The organism is Pauljensenia sp. 20925_1_34, assembly GCF_041432775.1.
GTDB lineage: Bacteria > Actinomycetota > Actinomycetes > Actinomycetales > Actinomycetaceae > Pauljensenia.
Genome location: NZ_JAPWAG010000004.1, coordinates 76146 through 94378, shown reverse-complemented (window position 1 = coordinate 94378; position 18233 = coordinate 76146). Strand labels below are relative to the sequence as shown.

Genomic DNA, 18233 nt, shown 5'->3' with positions numbered 1-18233 from the left:
GCGACCCATGACCTGCAGCAATGGAAGCGCCTGCTCATATCTAGGAGAGACACGTGGAAAACAAAGCGCAGACCCTGTACCCCTCTAAGTCCTCTGGACGTCCCTCGAAGATTGCCATCATCGGCGCCGGTGCCGTTGGTACGGCCGTCGCTTACGCGTGTGCGATGCGTGGCGACGCTCGTTCGATCGTTCTTCAGGACATCAACAAGCCCAAGGTTGAGGCCGAAGCCCTCGACATGGCCCATGGCATCCAGTTCACCCCCGCAGGCTCGATCGAAGGCTCCGACGATGTTGAAATCGTTCGCGGTTCCGACCTGATTATCGTGACGGCTGGCGCCAAGCAGCAGCCCGGCCAGTCGCGCTTGGAGCTGGCCGGTTCGACCGTCAACCTTATGAAGAAGATCGTGCCGAACCTGCAGAATGTGGCCCCCGACGCCCGCTTCATGTTCGTCACCAACCCGGTCGACGTCGTCACCTACGTGGCTCTGAAGCTGACCGGTCTGCCGCGCAACCAGGTTTTCGGCTCGGGCACGGTGCTCGACACCTCGCGCCTGCGCTACCTCGTGTCTCGTGAGACCGGCGTTGCCACGCAGAACATCCATGCCTACGTGGCCGGCGAGCACGGCGACTCCGAGGTCGCCCTGTGGTCCAGCGCCGAGATCGGTAACGTTCCGCTCTCCCAGTGGGGCCCGACCCTGTCCGGCGGTACCTTCGACGCCGCTCTGCGCAACTCCATTGCGCAGGAGGTCGTCCAGTCCGCATACAAGATCATCGAGGGCAAGGGCGCGACCAACTACGCCATCGGCCTGTCCGCCGCGAACATCGCCGGTGCGGTGCTGCGCGACGAGCAGCGCGTCCTGACCATCTCGACGCTGCTGGAGGACTGGGAAGGCATCTCGGACGTCGTCATGGCCGCCCCGACGATCGTTGGCCGCGACGGCGCCGGACGCGTCCTGAACCCGCCGCTGACCCTCAATGAGCGCGATGGCCTGACCGCCTCGGCGGAGCGCCTGCGCAATGTTGCCCGCGACCTGGGCTTCTGATCGGGCTTATAGCAAACGGTGGCGCCGATCCCTTCGGGGGTCGGCGCCACCGTTCGTTGGTGGGGCTGTTAGAGGGAGCGGATGACGGTGACGACCTTGCCGAGGATGGTGGCCTCGTCGCCGGGGATGGGGGAGTAGTCCTTGTTGTGGGGCAGCAGCCACACGTGACCGTCCGTGATCGATAGCTCCTTCACGGTGGCTTCGCCGTCGATCATGGCAGCCACGAATTCGCCGTTGCGCGCCTCGTTTTGTGAGCGGATGACGACGTAGTCTCCGTCAAAGATGCCGGCGTCGATCATGGACTGGCCGGAGACCTCGAGCATGAACAGGTCGCCGCGGCCGGTTATGGAGGTGGGTAGGTGAAAGACGTCCTCGACATGCTGTTCGGCCGTGATGGGCGATCCGGCCGCGATGCGTCCCACGAGGGGGATCGCGGTGCCTTCCTCCTCCACGTGCGAGACGGGGATTTCAATGGGCACAACCGAAGACGAGGCCGGGGCTGAGGGGGCGATTCCGAGCGTTCGGCGCGCCTTGTCCGTCAGGTCGAGGGCGCGCGGTAGTCCGGGTTCGCGCGCGAGGTAGCCCTCCGACTCGAGCGAATCCAGGTGGTGCTTGACCGTCGACGGGGAGGCCAGGCCGACCGAGGATGCGATCTCGCGCACAGAGGGGGGAAAGCCGCTGGAGGCCAGTTTGTCGTTGATAACGCGCAAGATCGCGCGGTGGCGATCGCTGATCGGTCGCTCGGTCATGGACCCTCCTGTTGTGCGCGTGGACGCAGATGTGCATGGGTGGGCGTCCACTGGATACGTCAAGTTTAAGGCGAAAACGCGCAACATGAAACATATGTTCGAGTGGGTCTCGACATTCGCATGGGCGCGTGCTATCGTACAGGTGTTCGACGAACATGTGTTCGATACTGATGTTTGGAGGTTGCCATGAGTCTTCCGTACACCCCTGGGCCTGCCGTTTCCTTCCCGGCGCGCCGCTCCCCGATGCGTCCGGCGCAGGATGCGCGCGTGGCCACGGTTCGTGACATCTCGTCGGCCCCGTCCGTGCGCCGACGTATCGAAGCCCAGCGGGCGGACGATCCCGCGTTCCTGCGCGCGCCCGTTCCTCCGCGTCGACCCGCCCGCTCGTCGCGTCGGTCCCTGGTCGCAGGCGCGCTCGCCACGCTCGCGCTGTCCGTAGGCGCGGGCGCTCTGGGGCTTGCGATCCAGCCCAGCGCCTACGATGGGCCGACCGTCATCAAGGCGGCCGTCAGCGGTGATTCGATTTGGTCGATGGCCGAGTCGGTCAGGAGCGAACGCCCGGTCGAAGAAATCGTCGCGGATATTGAACGTCTCAATGGCATCAGCGGAGCTCTGCGGCCCGGTCAGCGCGTCGTCGTTCCCGTTCGGTGAAGTGGCTCGCGGGACTCCTGTGACAGCGGGCGCTTGGAGCGTGTACCGTTGAGGGGTGCACTGTCCTTTCTGTCATAACCCTGACTCGCGCGTCGTCGACACGCGCATCGCGGACGACGGCGCCTCGATCCGGCGTCGTCGCGAGTGCACGCACTGCAAGAAGCGTTTTACGACCCTGGAAACGTCGTCGTTCCAGGTCGTCAAACGCTCGGGCGTGGTTGAATCCTTCTCCCGCAACAAGGTCGTCTCCGGCGTGAAAAAGGCCTGCCAGGGCAGGCCCGTCTCGGACGATCAGCTCGCGATCCTCGCCCAGCAGGTGGAGGAGCAGCTGCGTTCGACCGGCGTATCCAACGTGTCCACCAATGAGGTCGGCAAGGCGATCCTGCCCTTTCTGCGCGACCTCGACGTCATTGCCTACCTGCGTTTCGCCTCCGTCTATCGAGCATTCGATACCCTTGAGGACTTCGAGGATGCTATCCATGCGCTGCGCGAGCGTTCCCAGGCCGCGGAGGTGGCCGCCGACGCGCCGTCCGAGGAGGTGTCCGCCCCGGTTGCTCCGAAGAAGCCGCGTAAGTCCCGGGTGAGTCGCAAGCGTGCCGGCGCTGCGTCGCTGCTCGGAGACGAGTAGCGCCCGCGCCTGGTGGCGCGGGCGACTCGTCGATCCGTCGGCGGCGGGTGGCTCCTAGCTGTCCTTCCTGTCGTGCTCGTCCGTTCGGTCGGCGCCTGTGGCCAGTCTGCGTACGGCCGCGGTGGCCTCGCTCGACGCCTGAGAGACGGATTCTCGCGCCCCGGCCACGGCCTCGGACATCGCTTCGCGGGCGCCGACAACCGCCTCGGTCGCGGCGCCGCGCGCCTCAGCGACTCGCTCCGACATGGCTTCACGTGCCCCGGCCACCGATTCGCGTGCCCCGGTCACGGCCTCGGCCACGGCCTCGCGGGCACCAGCCACGGCCTCGGAGGTCGCCCCGCGCGCGCCCACGATCTGCTCGCGCACCTTCTTGCGCATGACCTTGCCCAGCTGGGAGCGCGGCAGCTCGCTCATGACGACGACCTGACGGGGCAGGGCGTAGTGCGCTAAGGACTTTTCCGCCCAGTTGCGCAGGTCCGTGAGCGTGACCGACGCGCCGGCCTCGAGAACGACGGCTGCGACGACATCCTCGCCGCTCTCGCCGGCGGGGACTCCCACGGCAGCCACGTCGAGGATGCCGGGCATCGTGCGCACCGCATCTTCGACCTGAGAGGGATAGACGTTGAAGCCGGAGGAGTTGATCATCTCCTTGCGTCGGTCAGCCATGTAGATAAAGCCGTCGCGCACCTGGACCAGGTCGCCCGTGCGCAGCCAGCCGTCGGCGGTGAACACCTCCGCGGTCTCCTCGTCCTGATTCCAGTACCCGGAGAAGACCTGCGGGCCGGTTGCGATGAGCTCGCCGACCGCGCCGTCCTCGACGTCGCGCGCGGGGTCCTCGGGGTCGACGATGCGCACCTGCGTGGAGGGGAAGGGAATACCCAGCGCCCCGCGCGCCCGCGAGGATGCCAGGGGGGAACCGAGGAGGATCGGGGATGCCTCGGTCATGCCGTAGCCTTCGATCATGAGGCCGCCGGTCGCCTCCTCCCATTTTTGGGCCAGAGGCGCCGACAGGGGCATCGCGCCCGACAGGGAGAAGTGGATGGAGGACAGGTCCACGTCCGTGCCCTCGGCTGCCGCCAGCAGGCGCTCGTACATGGGGGGCACGCCCAGGAAGAACGTGCAGGGGAGTCGGCGCTGGGCGGCCAGGACCAGGGCGGTGTCGAACTTCGGGAACATGACGACGGTCGCCCCCAGGCGCAGGCCCGCCAGGAAACCGATCGTGAACCCGAAGGCGTGGAAGAGGGGCAGGATGCAGTAGAAGACCTCGGCGCCCTCGTGCAGGACGGGCACCCATGCGATGGACTCCTCGACGTTGGCGCGCAGGTTGGCGTGCGTGAGAGCCGCGGCCTTGGGAACGCCCGTCGTGCCGCCCGTGTGGATGAGGAGGGCGACGTCGTCCATGGAGGCGGGGCATGTTCCGTTCCAGGGGGTGGCTGTGCGCATGGCGCGTGTCCACGAGCGAGCCCAGGTGGGGCGCGGGCTAGTGAGCTGGTCGCGCTTGTCGCGCGCGGCCTTGAGGGGCAGCTTGAGCGCCAGGCGCGAGGCCGTGGGAAGGGCCGTCGTCAGGTCCATCGAGAAGGTGGTGTGGCCTCGGCCCAGGAAGGTCAGCTTCTCCAGGGTCTTGGACCAGGCGATCGTCACGCGCGCGCCGTGGCGCGCGTACTCGCCCTCGAGCTCGCCGGAGGGAGCAAGCGGGTTGTGTTCGACGACGACGGCGCCCAGCAGCATCGTGCCCAGGACTGCAACCGCGTGCTGTGGGCAGTTGGGCATGACGAGAGCGACGCGGTCTCCCGCGCGCACGCCCGCCTGGTGCAAGGCCCCCGCGCACCGACGCATCTGCTCGACCAGCTGCTCGTAGGAGAGCTGGCGGGCGAAAAAGTCGATGGCGGCACGCTTGGGATAGCGGGCGGCGACGTCCAGGACCATATCCGGGATCGGCTGGTCGGGAGTGGCGATTTCGTAGGCGACGCCGGGCGCATAGAGCGCCCGCAGCGAGGACGTGAGGTCCATCTATGCTCCTTTGGTGGTGCTGCCCCTACGATACCGTAAGTTACGGCCTCGTTTGACCACCTGGAAGCGCGATGAAAGCGACAGTTTCTACAGGGGCGTCGCAATCAGTCGGACGGTTTCGGGCAGGTGGCTCAGCTCCTCCAGGGCCTCGCGACCCAGGCCGGCCGAAATGTCGGTGAGCACGTAGCCGACCTCGTCCATGGTCGCCAGGATCTGGGCGTCGACGTTGGCCTCCGACGACGCGAAGATCGAGTTCACGCGGGCCATGACGCCGGGCACGTTGCGGTGGATGAGGCGCACGCGGTAGCGCGAACGCCTGCCGATGTTCATGGTCAGGTTGGGCAGGTTCACGCTCATGTCGGTCGAGCCGCTGGCCTGGTACTCACCGATCTTGGCGGCCACAAAACGGCCGATGTCGTACTGTGCCTCCTCCGTGGACCCGCCGATGTGCGGGGTGAGAATGACGTTGTCGAGGGTGGCCAGGGGCGAGGAGAAGGGGTCGCCGTTGGCGCGCGGTTCCTCGGGGAACACGTCGATGGCCGCGCCGCCCAGGTGGCCCGAGACCAGTGCGGCGTGCAGGGCATCCACGTCGACGACGTGTCCGCGCGAGAGGTTGATGAACAGGGCGCCGGGCTTCATGAGCTCGAACTCGCCTCGCCCGATGAGGTTGGTGTTGGACTCTTGGCCGTCCACGTGCACGGAGATGATGTCGGCCTCGCGTAGCACGGCCTCCATGGTGGGCATCTGCGTGGCGTTGCCCAGGGCCAGGCGCTCGGCGGCGTCGTAGAAGATGACGTTGAGGCCCATGGCCTCGGCCAGCACCGACAGCTGGGTGCCGATGTTGCCGTAGCCGATGATGCCCAGCGTGTGCCCGCGCACCTCGTGGGCGCCGTCGGCGCTCTTGTCCCACACGCCGCGGTGCAGGCGCGAGTTCTTCACCGTCACGCGGCGCGACAGGTCGATAATCTCGCCGATCGCGAGCTCGACGACGGAACGCGTGTTGGAGTAGGGGGCGTTGAACACGGCGATGCCCATCTCGGTGGCGGTGGCCAGGTCGATCTGGTTAGTGCCGATACAGAAGGCGCCGATGGCCTTCAGGTTCGGGCGGGCGCGCAGGACGCGCTCGGTGACCTCGGTCTTGGAACGCAGACCCACGTAGTCGATACCCTCGAGCGCATCGATCAGGTCGTCCTCAGACAGGGCGCCCGTCACGCGGGTGACCTCAATGCTGAACTTGGCGAAAATCTCGTCGGCGATCGGGTGCGGGTTTTCCAAGAGTAATGCTCGTGTCATGACTCCATCATGGCAGATGGGGGCACAACCAGCGTGGCATCGTCACTGTGTGGTCACCGACTACCACTCTTCCATGCCGGCGGGCAGCGCGGCGGCGTGGACGACGTGGACGTCGTGGGTGGCGCGAGTCAGGGCGACAAACAGGTCGCCGATGCCGTCGCTCATGATTTCGCCGGGCTCGACCAGGACGACCGAATCGAACTCCAAGCCCTTCGTTGCGTTCGCTGAGAGCAGGGCGACGCGCTCGGACAGCGCGCTGTCCCCGTCGACGTCGGCGCCCCACGCGCGGGCACGCTGCGCGCCCACGATGATGGCGACGCGGCCGCGTGAGGCGCCCGCCTCGCGGTCCAGGCGTTCCTCTGCGATCTGGCGGGCCTGGTGCGCGGCCTCCCACAACGGGTCGGTGTCTCGGGACGAGGCCGGGGCAGCCTCGGGCGCGTCCACGTGAGTGACGCGGTAGCATCCCTCGACGTCGCGCACGGCGGTCATCGGGTAGAGGACAGGTGCCCCCGCACGCGCCACCACACCCTCGGCAAGGGTCGTGAGGGTCGCAGGGGTGCGGTAGGAGACGGTCAGGGCGTACTCGGCGGCAAAAGCGCGGGCCGCGGGCCCTAGCGCCTTCTCCCACGAGGCGGGACGCTGAGAGCCGCGGCGCTGATCCAGGTCACCGACGACCGTGAAGGACCGCGAGGGACAGCGGCGCAGCAGGGCGCGCCACGCCATGGGGGAGAGTTCCTGGGCCTCGTCGACCACGATGTGGCCGTAGGCCCACGCGCGATCCTTGGCCGCACGCTCGGCCAGGGGCGCCCACGACTCCTGCTCCGCGGTGTGTTCGGCGAGCATCTGCGCGGTGACGATGCCGCCTCCCAGGTTCTGCCCCTCGATGGCGGCACGAGCGCGCTCGAGCTCGCCCCCGTCCGTCTCCTTCGAGGGAGCCGACGAGGTCGGCATGGGGCCGAGCAGCTCCTCGCACTCGTCCAGGATCGCAACGTCCGAGATCGTCCAGGGCGCCGAGCGCGGCCGCACCAGGAGGGCCAGCTCGTCGGGGCGCAACGGCGACCTCGCGCGCCGGTTGGCCGCCGCCAACACCTCCGGGCGTGCATAGAGCCTGCGTAGCAGCGTCTGCGCGCTCGTGGGCATCCACGCCGTGTTGATCGCGCGGCGGCAATCCACCGAGTCTCGAATCTCAATGAGCCAGGAGCGCTTGACCTCCGGCTCGACGCGCCCCTCGGAGTCGGCGTCCCCAGCCTCGCGCGCCAGGCGAAGCGCCAACACGTCCATCAGTTCGCGTGCAAACGACTCGCGCGCCACGTTGTGGGGACGCCCCGAGCGCTTGGCGCGCCGCCTGGCCGCCTCCACGTCGCCGCGGGTGAGCGTCACGGTACGGTTCCACACGCGCAGCTCCTGATCCCCCTTGGGAAGCTTCGTGAGCGCTCGCACCGCCTCCTTGACGATCGCCGCCCAGGCCGGCAGCCCCTTGATCCGAGCCACGGCCTCGTCCTCGGACGCACGCGCACGCACGCCCGGCACGAGATCGCCCATCGTCACCGACACAACACCCGTCTCACCCAGGGAGGGCAGCACCTGCTCGATATAGCGCAAGAACAAGCGCGAGGGCCCCACGAGCAGAACACCCGAGCGCTCCAGGCGCTCGCGGTGGGCATACAGCAGGTAGGCGATGCGGTGCAGCGCGACCGCGGTCTTGCCCGTGCCCGGGCCGCCCTGGACGACCAGGAGGCCCTTGTCGGAGGCGCGGATGATGCGGTCCTGCTCAGACTGGATGGTCGCCACGATGTCACCCATGCGCCCGTCGCGCGCCTCACTCAGGGCATGCATGAGGGCGCCCTCGCCCTGCAGCTCCAGGCCCTGGGCGTGCGAGGCGTCGAGCAGCTCGTCCTCCAGCCCCGTCACGCGCCGGTCGCGAGTCGAAATGTGGCGGCGACGCACGACGCCCTCCGGCTCAGCCGACGTCGCCTGATAGAAGGGACGCGCGGCGGGGGCACGCCAATCCACGAGCAGGGGAGTGCCGTCCTCGTGAGACAGGGACAGGCGACCAACGTGGCGCGTCGACGAATCCACCATGTCGAGGCGACCGAACACGAGGCGCTCCTCCACGCCCTCCAGGCGCGCGGCCATCTCACCCAGGTGCGCAGACAGGGCCTCGCGCTCCGTCCACGCCTGCGCGTTTCCGACACCGTGCGTCGAATGAATGCGGCCCTGACGATCCCGGTAGGAGGCGCGAAGCGCGTCGAGACGCTCGTAGGCGGCGTCGACGAAGTCCTGTTCAGGCAACGGAAGGTCCGTGCGTGACTCCTGCTGCGCGCCCGTGGTCATAGGTCCTCCTCGATATTGGTGGCCTTCTATTGTTGCTCACTTTTCGTCGTTGCGCTGTGAGCAGCCTTTTTTCAACACCGTGACTTCGCCCCAAGCTCAAAACGTGTCCTCGCATGACGCGGCGCCGCCCCCACAGGTACGTTAGACATGAGAGAAAAGACCGAGCATGAGGAGGATACGTGAGCATCACCGCGACCGACCTTTACGAGGACGGGCCCGCCGCAGGCGCGAAGGCCAAGATTCTCCTCATCCACTTCGATGGGGCGATTGACGCCGGCGCCGCCGGGCGCATAGCGATCGGGCAGATGCTGCGGTCGCTGCACAACGAGCGCGTCGCTACCTTCGACGCCGACACCCTCATGGACTACCGCTCGCACCGGCCCATCGTGACCGTTGACGACTGGGTGTCCTCTCCGGACATGGTCATGCCCAAGACCGTGCTCGACCTGGTCGAGGACGACATGGGAAATCCGATCCTTGTCCTGCACGGCGCCGAACCGGACGCGCACTGGGAGTCCTTCACGAACGCCATCAACGACATCTGCAAGCGCGCCGGCGTGGAGATCACCTTCTCGCTGCACGGCGTGCCCTCCGGCGTCCCCCACACGCGGCCCACTCCCGTGCACGTCCAGGCCACTGATGCCTCCCTGCTGCCCGCGGGCGGCGCGAAGATCACGAACCACATGCAGTTCCCCGCGCCCCTGTCGACCTTCGTGCAGATTCGACTCGGGCAACGAGGCATTGGCGGGCTCGCGCTGCTCGGCGCTGTCCCGTACTACATGGCCGACACCGGCTACCCGGCCGCCTCCTCGGCGCTGCTGACCTCGCTGGCCAAGTTCGCGGACCTGTCTCTGCCCGTCGGCGACCTCGAGCAGGGCGCCGCGCAGGACCAGGAGAACATCGAAAAGCTCGTTGAATCCAACCCGGACATCTCCCACACCGTCTCCAACCTCGAAGAACACTTCGATGCGTGGAGCGGAGGCGACGGCGCGATCCCGCTGGCCGGCATGGCCCAGCCTGCCGCCGCCCGCGACGAGGACAAGTCCACCAAGGACATCGGCGACGTCATCGAGGCCTACCTCGCGCAGGTCTCGCGCGCCAAAGCCGAAGAAATCGAGTCCGTCCAGCGCGCCCCCCGCGTCGACGGCACCGAGACTCCCTCCAAGCCCGACACCCTCGAAGACGTGCTCGCCCGCGTCGAGGCCCGCCGCAACGGCAAAGAACCCGGGCCCTCCTCGCCGCGCCACCGCGCCTAAGCGTCGGACACCCCCGGCCCTGCTCGCGGCGCGCCCCAGGGGGCACGCGGGCAACCCCGCACCCGCGGCGCGGGCGGGGGAACGGAGGGCTGACCTCGTCAGTGAGACGGGGGATAGCCGATCTGAGCGTCCGTGAGCGCGGGGAAGCCCGCCACCCAGCGCACCAGCTCAGCGGGCCTGGTGATGCGCGCGGGCAAGGCCAGCGTACGCAGCGCCCGATCGATGTCGTCCGCGTCCACCACCCCGTCGTTGCATGCCAGTGCGACGACGTTGCCGTGCCGACCGCTTCGCCCCACCTTCGGATCCTGGATCGACGCAACAAAGGGGAAGACCTCCTGCAACGCCGCCACGTCCTGGCGCGCGTTGGCCGCACCCCCGTGCGCGCAATTGACCAGGTACACGCCCCGATCCGTCAGAGAACGGCGCGCCTGACGGGCGCACTCAATCGTGCGCAGGTGATCGGGAGTGAGCCCCGCGGCAAAAGCGTCGCGCACGATCACGTCGAACGAACCCTCGCGCGTCTGATCCAGGATAGCCCGCCCGTCGCCCACGCGGATCTTGACCTGCGGGGCCTTTGGGATCGGGAAATGCTCACGCACCTGCTCAGCCAGGAGCCGATCAACCTCAACGGCCACGTGCCGCGACTGCGGGAAGGTAGCAGACCACGCGCACGCCAGCGCACACGCCGCGCCACCCACATGCAACGCTCGGAAACGATCCCCCTGGCCCCACGCGGCGGCCACGACCGCGCTCATGTGCTGCATGTACTCGAACTCCAGATACGTCGGATCCGACGTATCCACCGCCGAAGACTCCACGCCGTCCAGGAACAGCGTCGCGCGCGGGCCATCCCACCGGATACGCGCCGAGCCGAAATCCGTCTCGAAGGAGATGTCGCGTGACGAAGATGAGCGTGCCATGGTGGACACTGTAACCACGGGACCGTGCTCGCTGCTTCAGGAGGTGACATGTCAAACGCTCCCAGAGACGCGCGCGCCAAACGCGACTGGGGATCGGACGACTCGGCCACGCCGATCCTGCACGTCGACATGGACTCCTTCTACGCCCAGGTCGAAATGCGCGAAGACCCCTCCCTCATCGGACGGCCCATCGTCGTGGGCGGCACCTCCGGGCGCGGCGTCGTCACCTCCGCCACCTACGAGGCCCGCGCCCTGGGCGTACGCGCCGGCATGCCCACATCCCGCGCGCGTGCCCTGTGCCCCACGGCGGCCTTCATCCCCGGCAACCACGCGCTCTACAGCCATTACTCCCGCCAGGTCATGGACATCCTCGCGACAATCACCCCCGCCCTCGAACAGGTCTCCATCGACGAGGCCTTCCTAGACGTTCGCGGCGCACGGCGCCGACTCGGCCCACCCACCCACATTGCCCGCCTCATCCGAACCCGCATCCGCGAGCAGGTGGGACTGCCCGCATCCGTGGGAATCGCCTCCACCAAATCGGTGGCCAAAATCGCCTCCTCGCACGCCAAACCCGACGGCCTGCTCCTGATCCCCGCCTCCGCCACAATCGAGTTCCTGCACGGGCTGCCCGTCGGCGCACTGTGGGGAGTTGGCGGACGCACCGGTGCCATCCTCGACCGAGAAGGCATCGACACCATCGGCGACCTCGCCCACACGCCCCTGACACGCCTGACCAAACTCCTCGGCGTCGCCTCCGCCCACCACCTCCACGACCTCTCCTGGGGCATCGACCCGCGGGCGGTGACCACCTCACGACCCGAAAAATCCATCGGCATGGAGCGCACCTTCGAGGAGAACGTGCGCTCGCGGAACGAGATCGAGGACTTCATCCTGGCGGCGTCGCACGACTGTGCCCGCAGGCTGCGCTCCGGCGGTGTCGTCGGGTGGACCGTCGGCATTAAAATGCGCGGCGCCGACTTCCACACGATGACGCGCAGCGTCAGCCTGGTCGCACCGACCGACACCGGGCGCGAGATCGCCCGCGCCGCCCAGTCCCTGTTCGCCCGCGAGGCGATGCCGAGCGGGGGAGTGCGCCTCTTCGGCGTGCGCGTCGAAAGCCTGCAGTCCCGCTCCGGCGGCGTCGCCGTGACGCTCGACCGCGATGAGAAGCCCGCAGCCTCAGAGCGCGCGATGGACCAGATCCGCTCCAAGTTCGGTTCCGCAGCCCTGGCACCCGCCACGCTCTTGGGTAAGAATCTGCCGGGCAGGCGCTCCTTCGGTGCCGAGGCCGGGGGACGGGGCGCTGGGACCGGCGCGGCCGAGGCCTCGGGCGGGGACGGCGGATCCCGCGCCGCTTCGCCTGAACGCGGGGAACAGGGGACCCTCCTGTGAGGCGTTCCGTGCGGGGCGCGCCGTACGCTAAGCTTGAACCAGTTAACGTCCGAAAGGGGCAGGAAATGGCTCTCACCGAGTATGAGAAGAAGGTCCTCGAGCAGATGGAGGCATCCCTGCGCGAGGAAGATCCCGCGCTGGCCTCGCAGATGTCCGCCCCCGCCCCCGCGGAAGAAACGGAGTCCGAGCCCCAGCGCGGCCCGCGCGCTCCCCGCCGCATCGCCCTCGGCTTTGCCGGGGCTGTCCTGGGCATGGTACTCCTCGTCGTCGCCGTGTCGCTGGGCTACTCCATCGTGTCGATTCTGATTGGCGTTGCCGGCTTCGCCGTGACGGTCGCCGGCATCCTCTACGCGCTGTCCAGGCCCGCCTCGCCCTCGGATGCTTCCGACAGGCCTCGGCGCAAGAAGAACAAAGAGAACGGCGGCTGGGATTCCTTCATTCAGGATCAGGAGCGCCGCTGGGACGATCGCAAGAACGACGACTGATCATCTGATCATCCGGGCGTGAGGGCGGGGGAGCGCGAGGCGCACCCCCGCTTCGCTATCGGATCTGCCATCTCGTGTCTGGCGGCCGGGGGCCTGTGATGCGCATGTTAACCGGCTCTTCGCATGTAAGGGTGTAGGAGGTGTCGGATTGGGCCGGAGTGGGCTGGAGTGCAGGTGGCGGCGTGGGCGGCGTGCTCATCCTGCCGCCAGTAGGGTCCAGGTGCGCATGGAGGGGTGCGGCGGTGAGTGGTTCGGTGTGTCAGTTCCGCGTTTGTTCTTGTTTGTTGGGGCGCTGCACCCGATCCGTAGGCAATGCACCTCTTCTGTTCGGGTGCACCGCCACGTAACGGGTGCACCGCCACGTAACGGGTGCAGTGCCCCCGTGCTTGTGGCGGTTGTGGCGGCTGTCGGGGTTGCGGGGGTCTTCTGTGCTTGAGTTGTCTTCTGCTTGGGGTGTCTTCCGCTTGGGTCTTTGTGGCGTCTCATGTTGTGGTTCCTCAGAAATGTCGCACGTAATTCCCCGGCACGTATTTCAAACGTTGAAATCACATCGTTGGAATTCTGCGGTTTTCTCGATACCTATGAAAAGTTAGGGTACCCAAATTACGTGCGACTTTTGGTTGATGAGGCGCCCAAGGCGAGCTCCTGTGTTCGATCGTCGTCCCACGACACTGTCCACGATCCCCGGGACGCTTCGAACACCACCCCCACACCCCACAATGCGAAGAGCCTGTTAACCCCACAGGTGGTCGTCCGGGCCCTTGGATGCGCATGTTAACCCTACAGGTGGCAGTATGGGCGGCGCGCCCACGCTGCCACTGATCGGGCCCAGCTGCGCATACGCGGGTTACCACGACCACCTGTCGGGTCCAGCTGCCGCGAGCGTTACATTCCGCTTCCTGGTAGACGCGTGGACCTCCCCGAAGACTTCCGCGACTCTTCGATGCCTTACTGCCGCGTCTTCCCAGGCATGCGCTTCATACTCTCGTCGCGTGTTTTTCGTTGCCCAGCGCCTCAATGCCGAACAACACGCCAGCTCGCGTACAGCTTTACAAAAGTCGCCCCACTGTGTTTCACGGGTTGTTTCATGATGCTCCCGTTGGCCTCCACCTTGCACCCCTGGGTCCCTCCACCTTGCACCCCTGGGTTCCTCCACCTTCCTCCCCGGGGTTCCTCCACCTTCCTCCCCGGGGTTCCTCCACCTTCCTCCCCGGGGTCCCTCCACCTTGCACCCCTGGGTTCCTCCACCTTCCTCCCCGGGGTTCCTCCACCTTGCACCCCTGAGTTCCTCCACCTTGCACCCCTGAGTTCCTCCACCTTGCACCCCTGAGTTCCTCCACCTTCCTCCCCGGGGTCCCTCCACCTTCCTCCCCGGGGTTCCTCCACCTTGCACCCGTGGGTCCCTCCACCTTCCTCCCCCGGAGTTCCTCCACCTTCCTCCCCGTGTCCCTCCATGTGGACTGCCAACTGTCCTGTCGTATTGGTTGTGACGTGCGGAAATGAGCCGAACCGTCGTCTATGAGCGCTGGAAAACCGCCACTTAATAAGTTTTGGAGCGCCTGGGCCGTGAGGCACTCTCGCCACACGTGTCACGGAATGTGTCGTAGATTTCCTCCACTTTTCTCCACGGGAACTTTTTGTTGTAAACGCGCGGAAAAGCCGTTTAGTATTGCGCGCCACGCCGCAAGTTTCTCTGTAAATATGGTGCTAAGTGGGTTAAAGTGGGGGAAAGTTCCGAACAGGGGAGGGCGGTGACATGTTCCTTGGCACGTATGAGCCCAAGCTCGACGACAAAGGACGCATGTTTCTGCCCGCTCGTTTCCGTGAGGATATGCAGGGCGGAATCGTCCTCACTCGCGGCCAAGAGCACTGCATCTACGCATTCCCCGTCGCGGAATTCGAGAGCATGACTGCTGAGCTTCGACGAGCCCCCCTGTCGTCGAAGCAGGCGCGCGATTGGATTCGCGTGATGCTCTCGGGAGCCTACAAGGAAGTTCCTGACAAACAGGGACGCATTAGCGTTCCGGCGGACCTGCGTGCATACGCCGGTCTGGATCGCGAGCTCGCCGTCATTGGTGCGGGTTCGCGAGCAGAAATCTGGAATGCCTCGGCCTGGCGCGAGTACCTCGCGGTCCAGGAGGAGGCCTTCTCCAATACAGCAGAAGAAATTATCCCCGGGATGTTCTGACCCGTACGCCGAGGTCTCCGCCCGCTGTTCCGACATCACTTCCCCGATGGCGGAGCACGGTGGGGGACCTGGGTGGATGGGTCGGACATGATCAGCGTGAAGGAGGCGCGACATGACTGAAGCACTCGATGCGGTGCGCGATTCGTCGCGCCGCCCGGACGAGGGCGGGCGCCCCGCGTCGGAGCGTCACGTCCCGGTCCTCCTCGCCGAGTGCCTGGACATGCTGGCCCCGGCCATTGAGGGCCCCGGAGCGGTCCTCGTTGACGGGACCCTGGGCATGGGCGGTCACACCGAGGGGGCGCTCGATCGTTTCCCCGGGCTGACGGTCATCGGCATCGATCGCGACCCGCAGGCGATCGCACTGGCCTCGGAGCGCCTCGAGCGTTTCGGGGATCGCTTCCGCGCGGTTCACACGACCTACGATCGCATTGACGAGGCCGTGGCTGAGCAGTGCGGTCCCGGCGCGCGCATCGACGGTGTCCTGATGGATCTGGGCGTGTCCTCCCTGCAGCTGGACGAGGCCGAGCGAGGCTTCGCCTACTCCAAGGACGCGCCTCTCGACATGCGGATGGACGCCACCAGCGGACCCAGCGCGGCCGACCTGCTGGCCACGGCCTCGGAGGGTGAGCTGATCCGTATCCTGCGCACTTACGGCGAGGAGAAGTTCGCACCGCGCATCGCCCGTCTCATCATCCGTCGCCGGGACGACGCGCCTATCACGCGCACCGGAGAACTCGTCGACATTATTCGTGAGGCCATTCCCGCGCCCGCCCGCCGCACGGGCGGCAACCCCGCCAAGCGCACGTTCCAGGCGCTGCGCGTGGCCGTCAACGATGAGCTCACCATCTTGGAGCGGGCTCTGCCCCGTGCTCTGGCGAGCCTGCGTGTCGGAGGACGACTGGTCGTTGAGTCCTACCAGAGCCTGGAGGATCGGATCGTCAAGGACGTGCTGCGGCGCGGATCAACCAGCTCCGCCCCTCCCGGATTGCCGATCATCCCCGACGATATGGCCCCCAGTCTGCGACTACTCACCAAGGGCGCGAACAAGGCCGACCGAGCTGAACAAGACCACAACCCCCGATCTGCATCCGTGCGACTGCGCGGAGCGGAACTCATTTCCGAATGGAAGGATCTCTCATGAGTGCAGCAACCGCTAAGGCCCGTCCCGCGGCTCGTCCGGAACTGCGCCGCGAGGAGGTCCGCGAGTTCCACGTCGTTGAAGGCACTCGCCCTCGTCGCTCGGCCGTGGCTGTCCTCGTGCTGCTTATCACGGTCGCACTCGCGTCCGTGCTGGCCTCGATGGTTCTGAACACGCGCATGGCGCAGACGTCTTTCGAGATTCGCGAGCAGCAGCTGGTTCTCAACGAGCTGGAGGCGCAGTCGTGGACGATGCGCGCCGAGCTTGACCGTAAGGCGTCGCCGACCGAGCTGGAGCGGGCCGCTAAGGAAAACGGCATGGTGCCCGCCGGCGCGTCCGGTTTCATCACGCTTGAGACGGGAACCGTTGAAGGCGGGACGCCCGCCAAGTAAGGCGGAGCCACGTGCCTATGGATAGCGTCATTTCGCGCTCGCGCTGGATCCTTGTGATCATCATTGGCGCGCTGTGTCTGTGCGGTGTGCGCCTGGTGCAGCTCCAGATTGTTGAGGGGCCGGTTTTGGCCGCTCAGGGGCAGCGCGTGCGTACGTCGTCGACGGCTGTGGCCGCTGCGCGTGGTTCGATCACGGACGCGACGGGCGTCGTGCTGGCCAACTCGATCCAGACCTACGACATCGCGGTGAACCAGGTGAACATCGCCTCCTACGTGCATCGCGACGACGACGGCAACGAGGTCGGGCGCGGCCCGGCCGAGGCCGCTCATCAGCTCGCCCCGCTCCTGGGACTGGACGAGGCGGAGCTGGGCGGCATGATGCTGGGGGATTCGACCTACGAGTACATCAAGCGCAACGTGGACGCGGTGACCTACCGCGAGATCCGTAAGCTGGATATCTACGGCATTGAGTGGGAGTCGGTCTTCGAGCGCGAGTACCCCAACGGAAACGTGGCGGCCCCCGTCATCGGCACGGTGAACGCGGAGGGCCAGGGCTCCTCGGGTATGGAGGCGCAGTTTGACCAGTTGCTGACGGGTACGCCGGGCCAGCAGGCCTTCGAGATCGCCCCCAACGGCGCGGTCATGCCCGGTGGTAAGCGCACGACGGTGGAGCCCAAGAACGGCGGTTCGGTGGAGCTGACGATCCATGCCGACCTCCAGCATCAGGTCCAGGACCTGCTGGATGCGCGTGTGGCGAAGCACCAGGCGGACTGGGGAACGGTCGTTATCGAGGACGTGGCGACCGGCCATATCCTGGTGATCGCGGATTCGAATTCGAAGGAGCCGGATAACGCGAACCCGCAGAAGGTGCACGCCGTGCAGGACACGTTCGAGCCGGGGTCGGTGGGCAAGCTCATCACGATCGGCGCGGCGCTGAACCAGGGAACGATCACGCCCACGAGCGTGTTTCAGGTGCCGTACTCGCTGAATTTGCCGGATGCGGGTGGCCCGATCACGGACTTCCACGAGCATGACGGTGAGGCTTTGACGGCGACGGGCGTCCTGGCCGAGTCTTCGAACACGGGAACTGTGCTGATTGGCCAGACGATGACGGATGATCAGCGCTATTCGATGATGCGCGCGTTCGGCTTCGGTCAGGAGACGGGCATTGAGTTGCCCGGCGAGTCCGCTGGCCTGCTGCGCAGTTCCGACGACTGGCAGGGCCGTGACCGCTATGTGACGATGTTCGGCCAGGCGTACGCGATTACGGCGGTCCAGGAGGCCTCGGCGCTCGCGACGATCGCCAATGGCGGTGTGCGGATTTCCCCGCACATCGTCAAGTCGTGGACGAACACGGACGGCACGGTTGAGGTCCCGCAGGGCACCCAGCCGGTTCAGGTCCTGGAGGCGACGACTGCGTCGCAGCTGCTGACGATGATGGAGTCGGTTGTCGAGGACGATCTGGGTACCGCGGCTGCGTCGAAGGTTCCCGGCTACCGAGTGGGTGTGAAGACGGGCACCGCGGAGACGGTCATCGACGGGGCCTCGGGTCTGGTCTCGACGACGGCCGGCATCATTCCGGTGGACGCGCCGCGCCTGGCGATCGCCGTGATTCTCTACAATCCAAAAGTGGCGTCGGTCTCATCCGAATCGTCGGCGCCGCTGTTTGGTGACATAGCACGTACTGCCGTCGGAAACCTGGGTATCCCGGCCTCCTCGGGGTCGGCTACGCTGTACCCGACGACTCCGTGA

At 66.7% G+C, this 18233-nt stretch carries 15 protein-coding genes; 10 read left to right on the top strand and 5 right to left on the bottom strand.

Annotation, left to right across the window (positions count from 1 at the left end):
* The first annotated feature begins 53 nt into the window (after positions 1-53).
* On the top strand, positions 54-1043 hold the full coding sequence (locus tag O3669_RS02935) for an L-lactate dehydrogenase (protein WP_314769077.1): 990 nt from the start codon (positions 54-56) through the stop codon (positions 1041-1043).
* Between the two features lie 68 nt (positions 1044-1111).
* Here the strand turns inward: O3669_RS02935 and lexA are convergent, their stop codons facing one another.
* Positions 1112-1792 (bottom strand): transcriptional repressor LexA, encoded by a 681-nt coding sequence (gene lexA / locus O3669_RS02930; RefSeq protein ID WP_295919016.1) that lies wholly within the window; start codon positions 1790-1792, stop codon positions 1112-1114.
* Between the two features lie 186 nt (positions 1793-1978).
* Between lexA and O3669_RS02925 the strand changes: the two genes are divergently transcribed.
* A complete protein-coding gene (locus tag O3669_RS02925; protein ID WP_295919019.1) occupies positions 1979-2443 on the top strand; it encodes a LysM peptidoglycan-binding domain-containing protein in 465 nt (154 codons plus the stop codon).
* Positions 2444-2498: 55 nt separating this feature from the next.
* Positions 2499-3071, top strand: coding sequence for a transcriptional regulator NrdR (nrdR, locus tag O3669_RS02920; protein ID WP_371523579.1), 573 nt, complete (start codon positions 2499-2501; stop codon positions 3069-3071).
* Between the two features lie 54 nt (positions 3072-3125).
* Here the strand turns inward: nrdR and O3669_RS02915 are convergent, their stop codons facing one another.
* The 3 genes from O3669_RS02915 to O3669_RS02905 all read right to left on the bottom strand — a co-directional run bounded on the left by O3669_RS02915 (position 3126) and on the right by O3669_RS02905 (position 8708).
* Positions 3126-5081 (bottom strand): AMP-binding protein, encoded by a 1956-nt coding sequence (locus O3669_RS02915; RefSeq protein WP_371523578.1) that lies wholly within the window; start codon positions 5079-5081, stop codon positions 3126-3128.
* A gap of 87 nt (positions 5082-5168) precedes the next feature.
* Positions 5169-6374, bottom strand: coding sequence for a phosphoglycerate dehydrogenase (gene serA, locus O3669_RS02910; RefSeq protein WP_371523577.1), 1206 nt, complete (start codon positions 6372-6374; stop codon positions 5169-5171).
* Positions 6375-6434: 60 nt separating this feature from the next.
* Positions 6435-8708, bottom strand: a complete 2274-nt coding sequence (locus O3669_RS02905; RefSeq protein ID WP_371523576.1) for an AAA family ATPase — start codon at positions 8706-8708, stop codon at positions 6435-6437.
* A 179-nt stretch (positions 8709-8887) separates the two neighbouring features.
* On the opposite strand from O3669_RS02905, the gene O3669_RS02900 reads away from it, so the two are divergent.
* Positions 8888-9964, top strand: a complete 1077-nt coding sequence (locus O3669_RS02900; RefSeq protein WP_295919033.1) for a PAC2 family protein — start codon at positions 8888-8890, stop codon at positions 9962-9964.
* 98 nt (positions 9965-10062) lie between these two features.
* Here the strand turns inward: O3669_RS02900 and O3669_RS02895 are convergent, their stop codons facing one another.
* Positions 10063-10884, bottom strand: coding sequence for a spermidine synthase (locus O3669_RS02895; RefSeq protein WP_371523575.1), 822 nt, complete (start codon positions 10882-10884; stop codon positions 10063-10065).
* 48 nt (positions 10885-10932) lie between these two features.
* Here O3669_RS02895 and dinB point away from each other — a divergent pair, with 48 nt between their 5' ends.
* From dinB to O3669_RS02865, 6 genes are all read left to right on the top strand, one after another.
* Positions 10933-12279 (top strand): DNA polymerase IV, encoded by a 1347-nt coding sequence (gene dinB, locus O3669_RS02890; RefSeq protein ID WP_371523574.1) that lies wholly within the window; start codon positions 10933-10935, stop codon positions 12277-12279.
* A 65-nt stretch (positions 12280-12344) separates the two neighbouring features.
* On the top strand, positions 12345-12764 hold the full coding sequence (locus tag O3669_RS02885) for a DUF3040 domain-containing protein (RefSeq protein WP_295967164.1): 420 nt from the start codon (positions 12345-12347) through the stop codon (positions 12762-12764).
* A gap of 1756 nt (positions 12765-14520) precedes the next feature.
* Entirely contained in the window at positions 14521-14952 is a 432-nt protein-coding gene (gene mraZ, locus O3669_RS02880) for a division/cell wall cluster transcriptional repressor MraZ (protein WP_295919042.1), read from the top strand.
* Between the two features lie 112 nt (positions 14953-15064).
* Positions 15065-16093 carry a 16S rRNA (cytosine(1402)-N(4))-methyltransferase RsmH gene (gene rsmH, locus O3669_RS02875; RefSeq protein ID WP_371523573.1) on the top strand — a complete coding sequence of 343 codons (1029 nt, stop codon included), beginning with the start codon at positions 15065-15067 and terminating at the stop codon, positions 16091-16093.
* Positions 16090-16482, top strand: a complete 393-nt coding sequence (locus tag O3669_RS02870) for a hypothetical protein (RefSeq protein WP_295919046.1) — start codon at positions 16090-16092, stop codon at positions 16480-16482. Before rsmH ends, O3669_RS02870 begins: the two co-directional genes overlap by 4 nt.
* Before the next feature lie 17 nt (positions 16483-16499).
* Entirely contained in the window at positions 16500-18233 is a 1734-nt protein-coding gene (locus O3669_RS02865) for a peptidoglycan D,D-transpeptidase FtsI family protein (protein ID WP_371523572.1), read from the top strand.

What these genes read in the sequence shown, in the direction of transcription:
- lexA (WP_295919016.1), bottom strand. Translation starts at nt 1,792, where the DNA reads ATGACCGAGCGACCGATCAGCGATCGCCACCGCGCGATCTTGCGCGTT.
- O3669_RS02925 (WP_295919019.1), top strand. Translation starts at nt 1,979, where the DNA reads ATGAGTCTTCCGTACACCCCTGGGCCTGCCGTTTCCTTCCCGGCGCGC.
- O3669_RS02915 (WP_371523578.1), bottom strand. Translation starts at nt 5,081, where the DNA reads ATGGACCTCACGTCCTCGCTGCGGGCGCTCTATGCGCCCGGCGTCGCC.
- serA (WP_371523577.1), bottom strand. Translation starts at nt 6,374, where the DNA reads ATGACACGAGCATTACTCTTGGAAAACCCGCACCCGATCGCCGACGAG.
- O3669_RS02905 (WP_371523576.1), bottom strand. Translation starts at nt 8,708, where the DNA reads ATGACCACGGGCGCGCAGCAGGAGTCACGCACGGACCTTCCGTTGCCT.
- O3669_RS02895 (WP_371523575.1), bottom strand. Translation starts at nt 10,884, where the DNA reads ATGGCACGCTCATCTTCGTCACGCGACATCTCCTTCGAGACGGATTTC.
- dinB (WP_371523574.1), top strand. Translation starts at nt 10,933, where the DNA reads ATGTCAAACGCTCCCAGAGACGCGCGCGCCAAACGCGACTGGGGATCG.
- O3669_RS02885 (WP_295967164.1), top strand. Translation starts at nt 12,345, where the DNA reads ATGGCTCTCACCGAGTATGAGAAGAAGGTCCTCGAGCAGATGGAGGCA.
- mraZ (WP_295919042.1), top strand. Translation starts at nt 14,521, where the DNA reads ATGTTCCTTGGCACGTATGAGCCCAAGCTCGACGACAAAGGACGCATG.
- rsmH (WP_371523573.1), top strand. Translation starts at nt 15,065, where the DNA reads ATGACTGAAGCACTCGATGCGGTGCGCGATTCGTCGCGCCGCCCGGAC.
- O3669_RS02870 (WP_295919046.1), top strand. Translation starts at nt 16,090, where the DNA reads ATGAGTGCAGCAACCGCTAAGGCCCGTCCCGCGGCTCGTCCGGAACTG.
- O3669_RS02865 (WP_371523572.1), top strand. Translation starts at nt 16,500, where the DNA reads ATGGATAGCGTCATTTCGCGCTCGCGCTGGATCCTTGTGATCATCATT.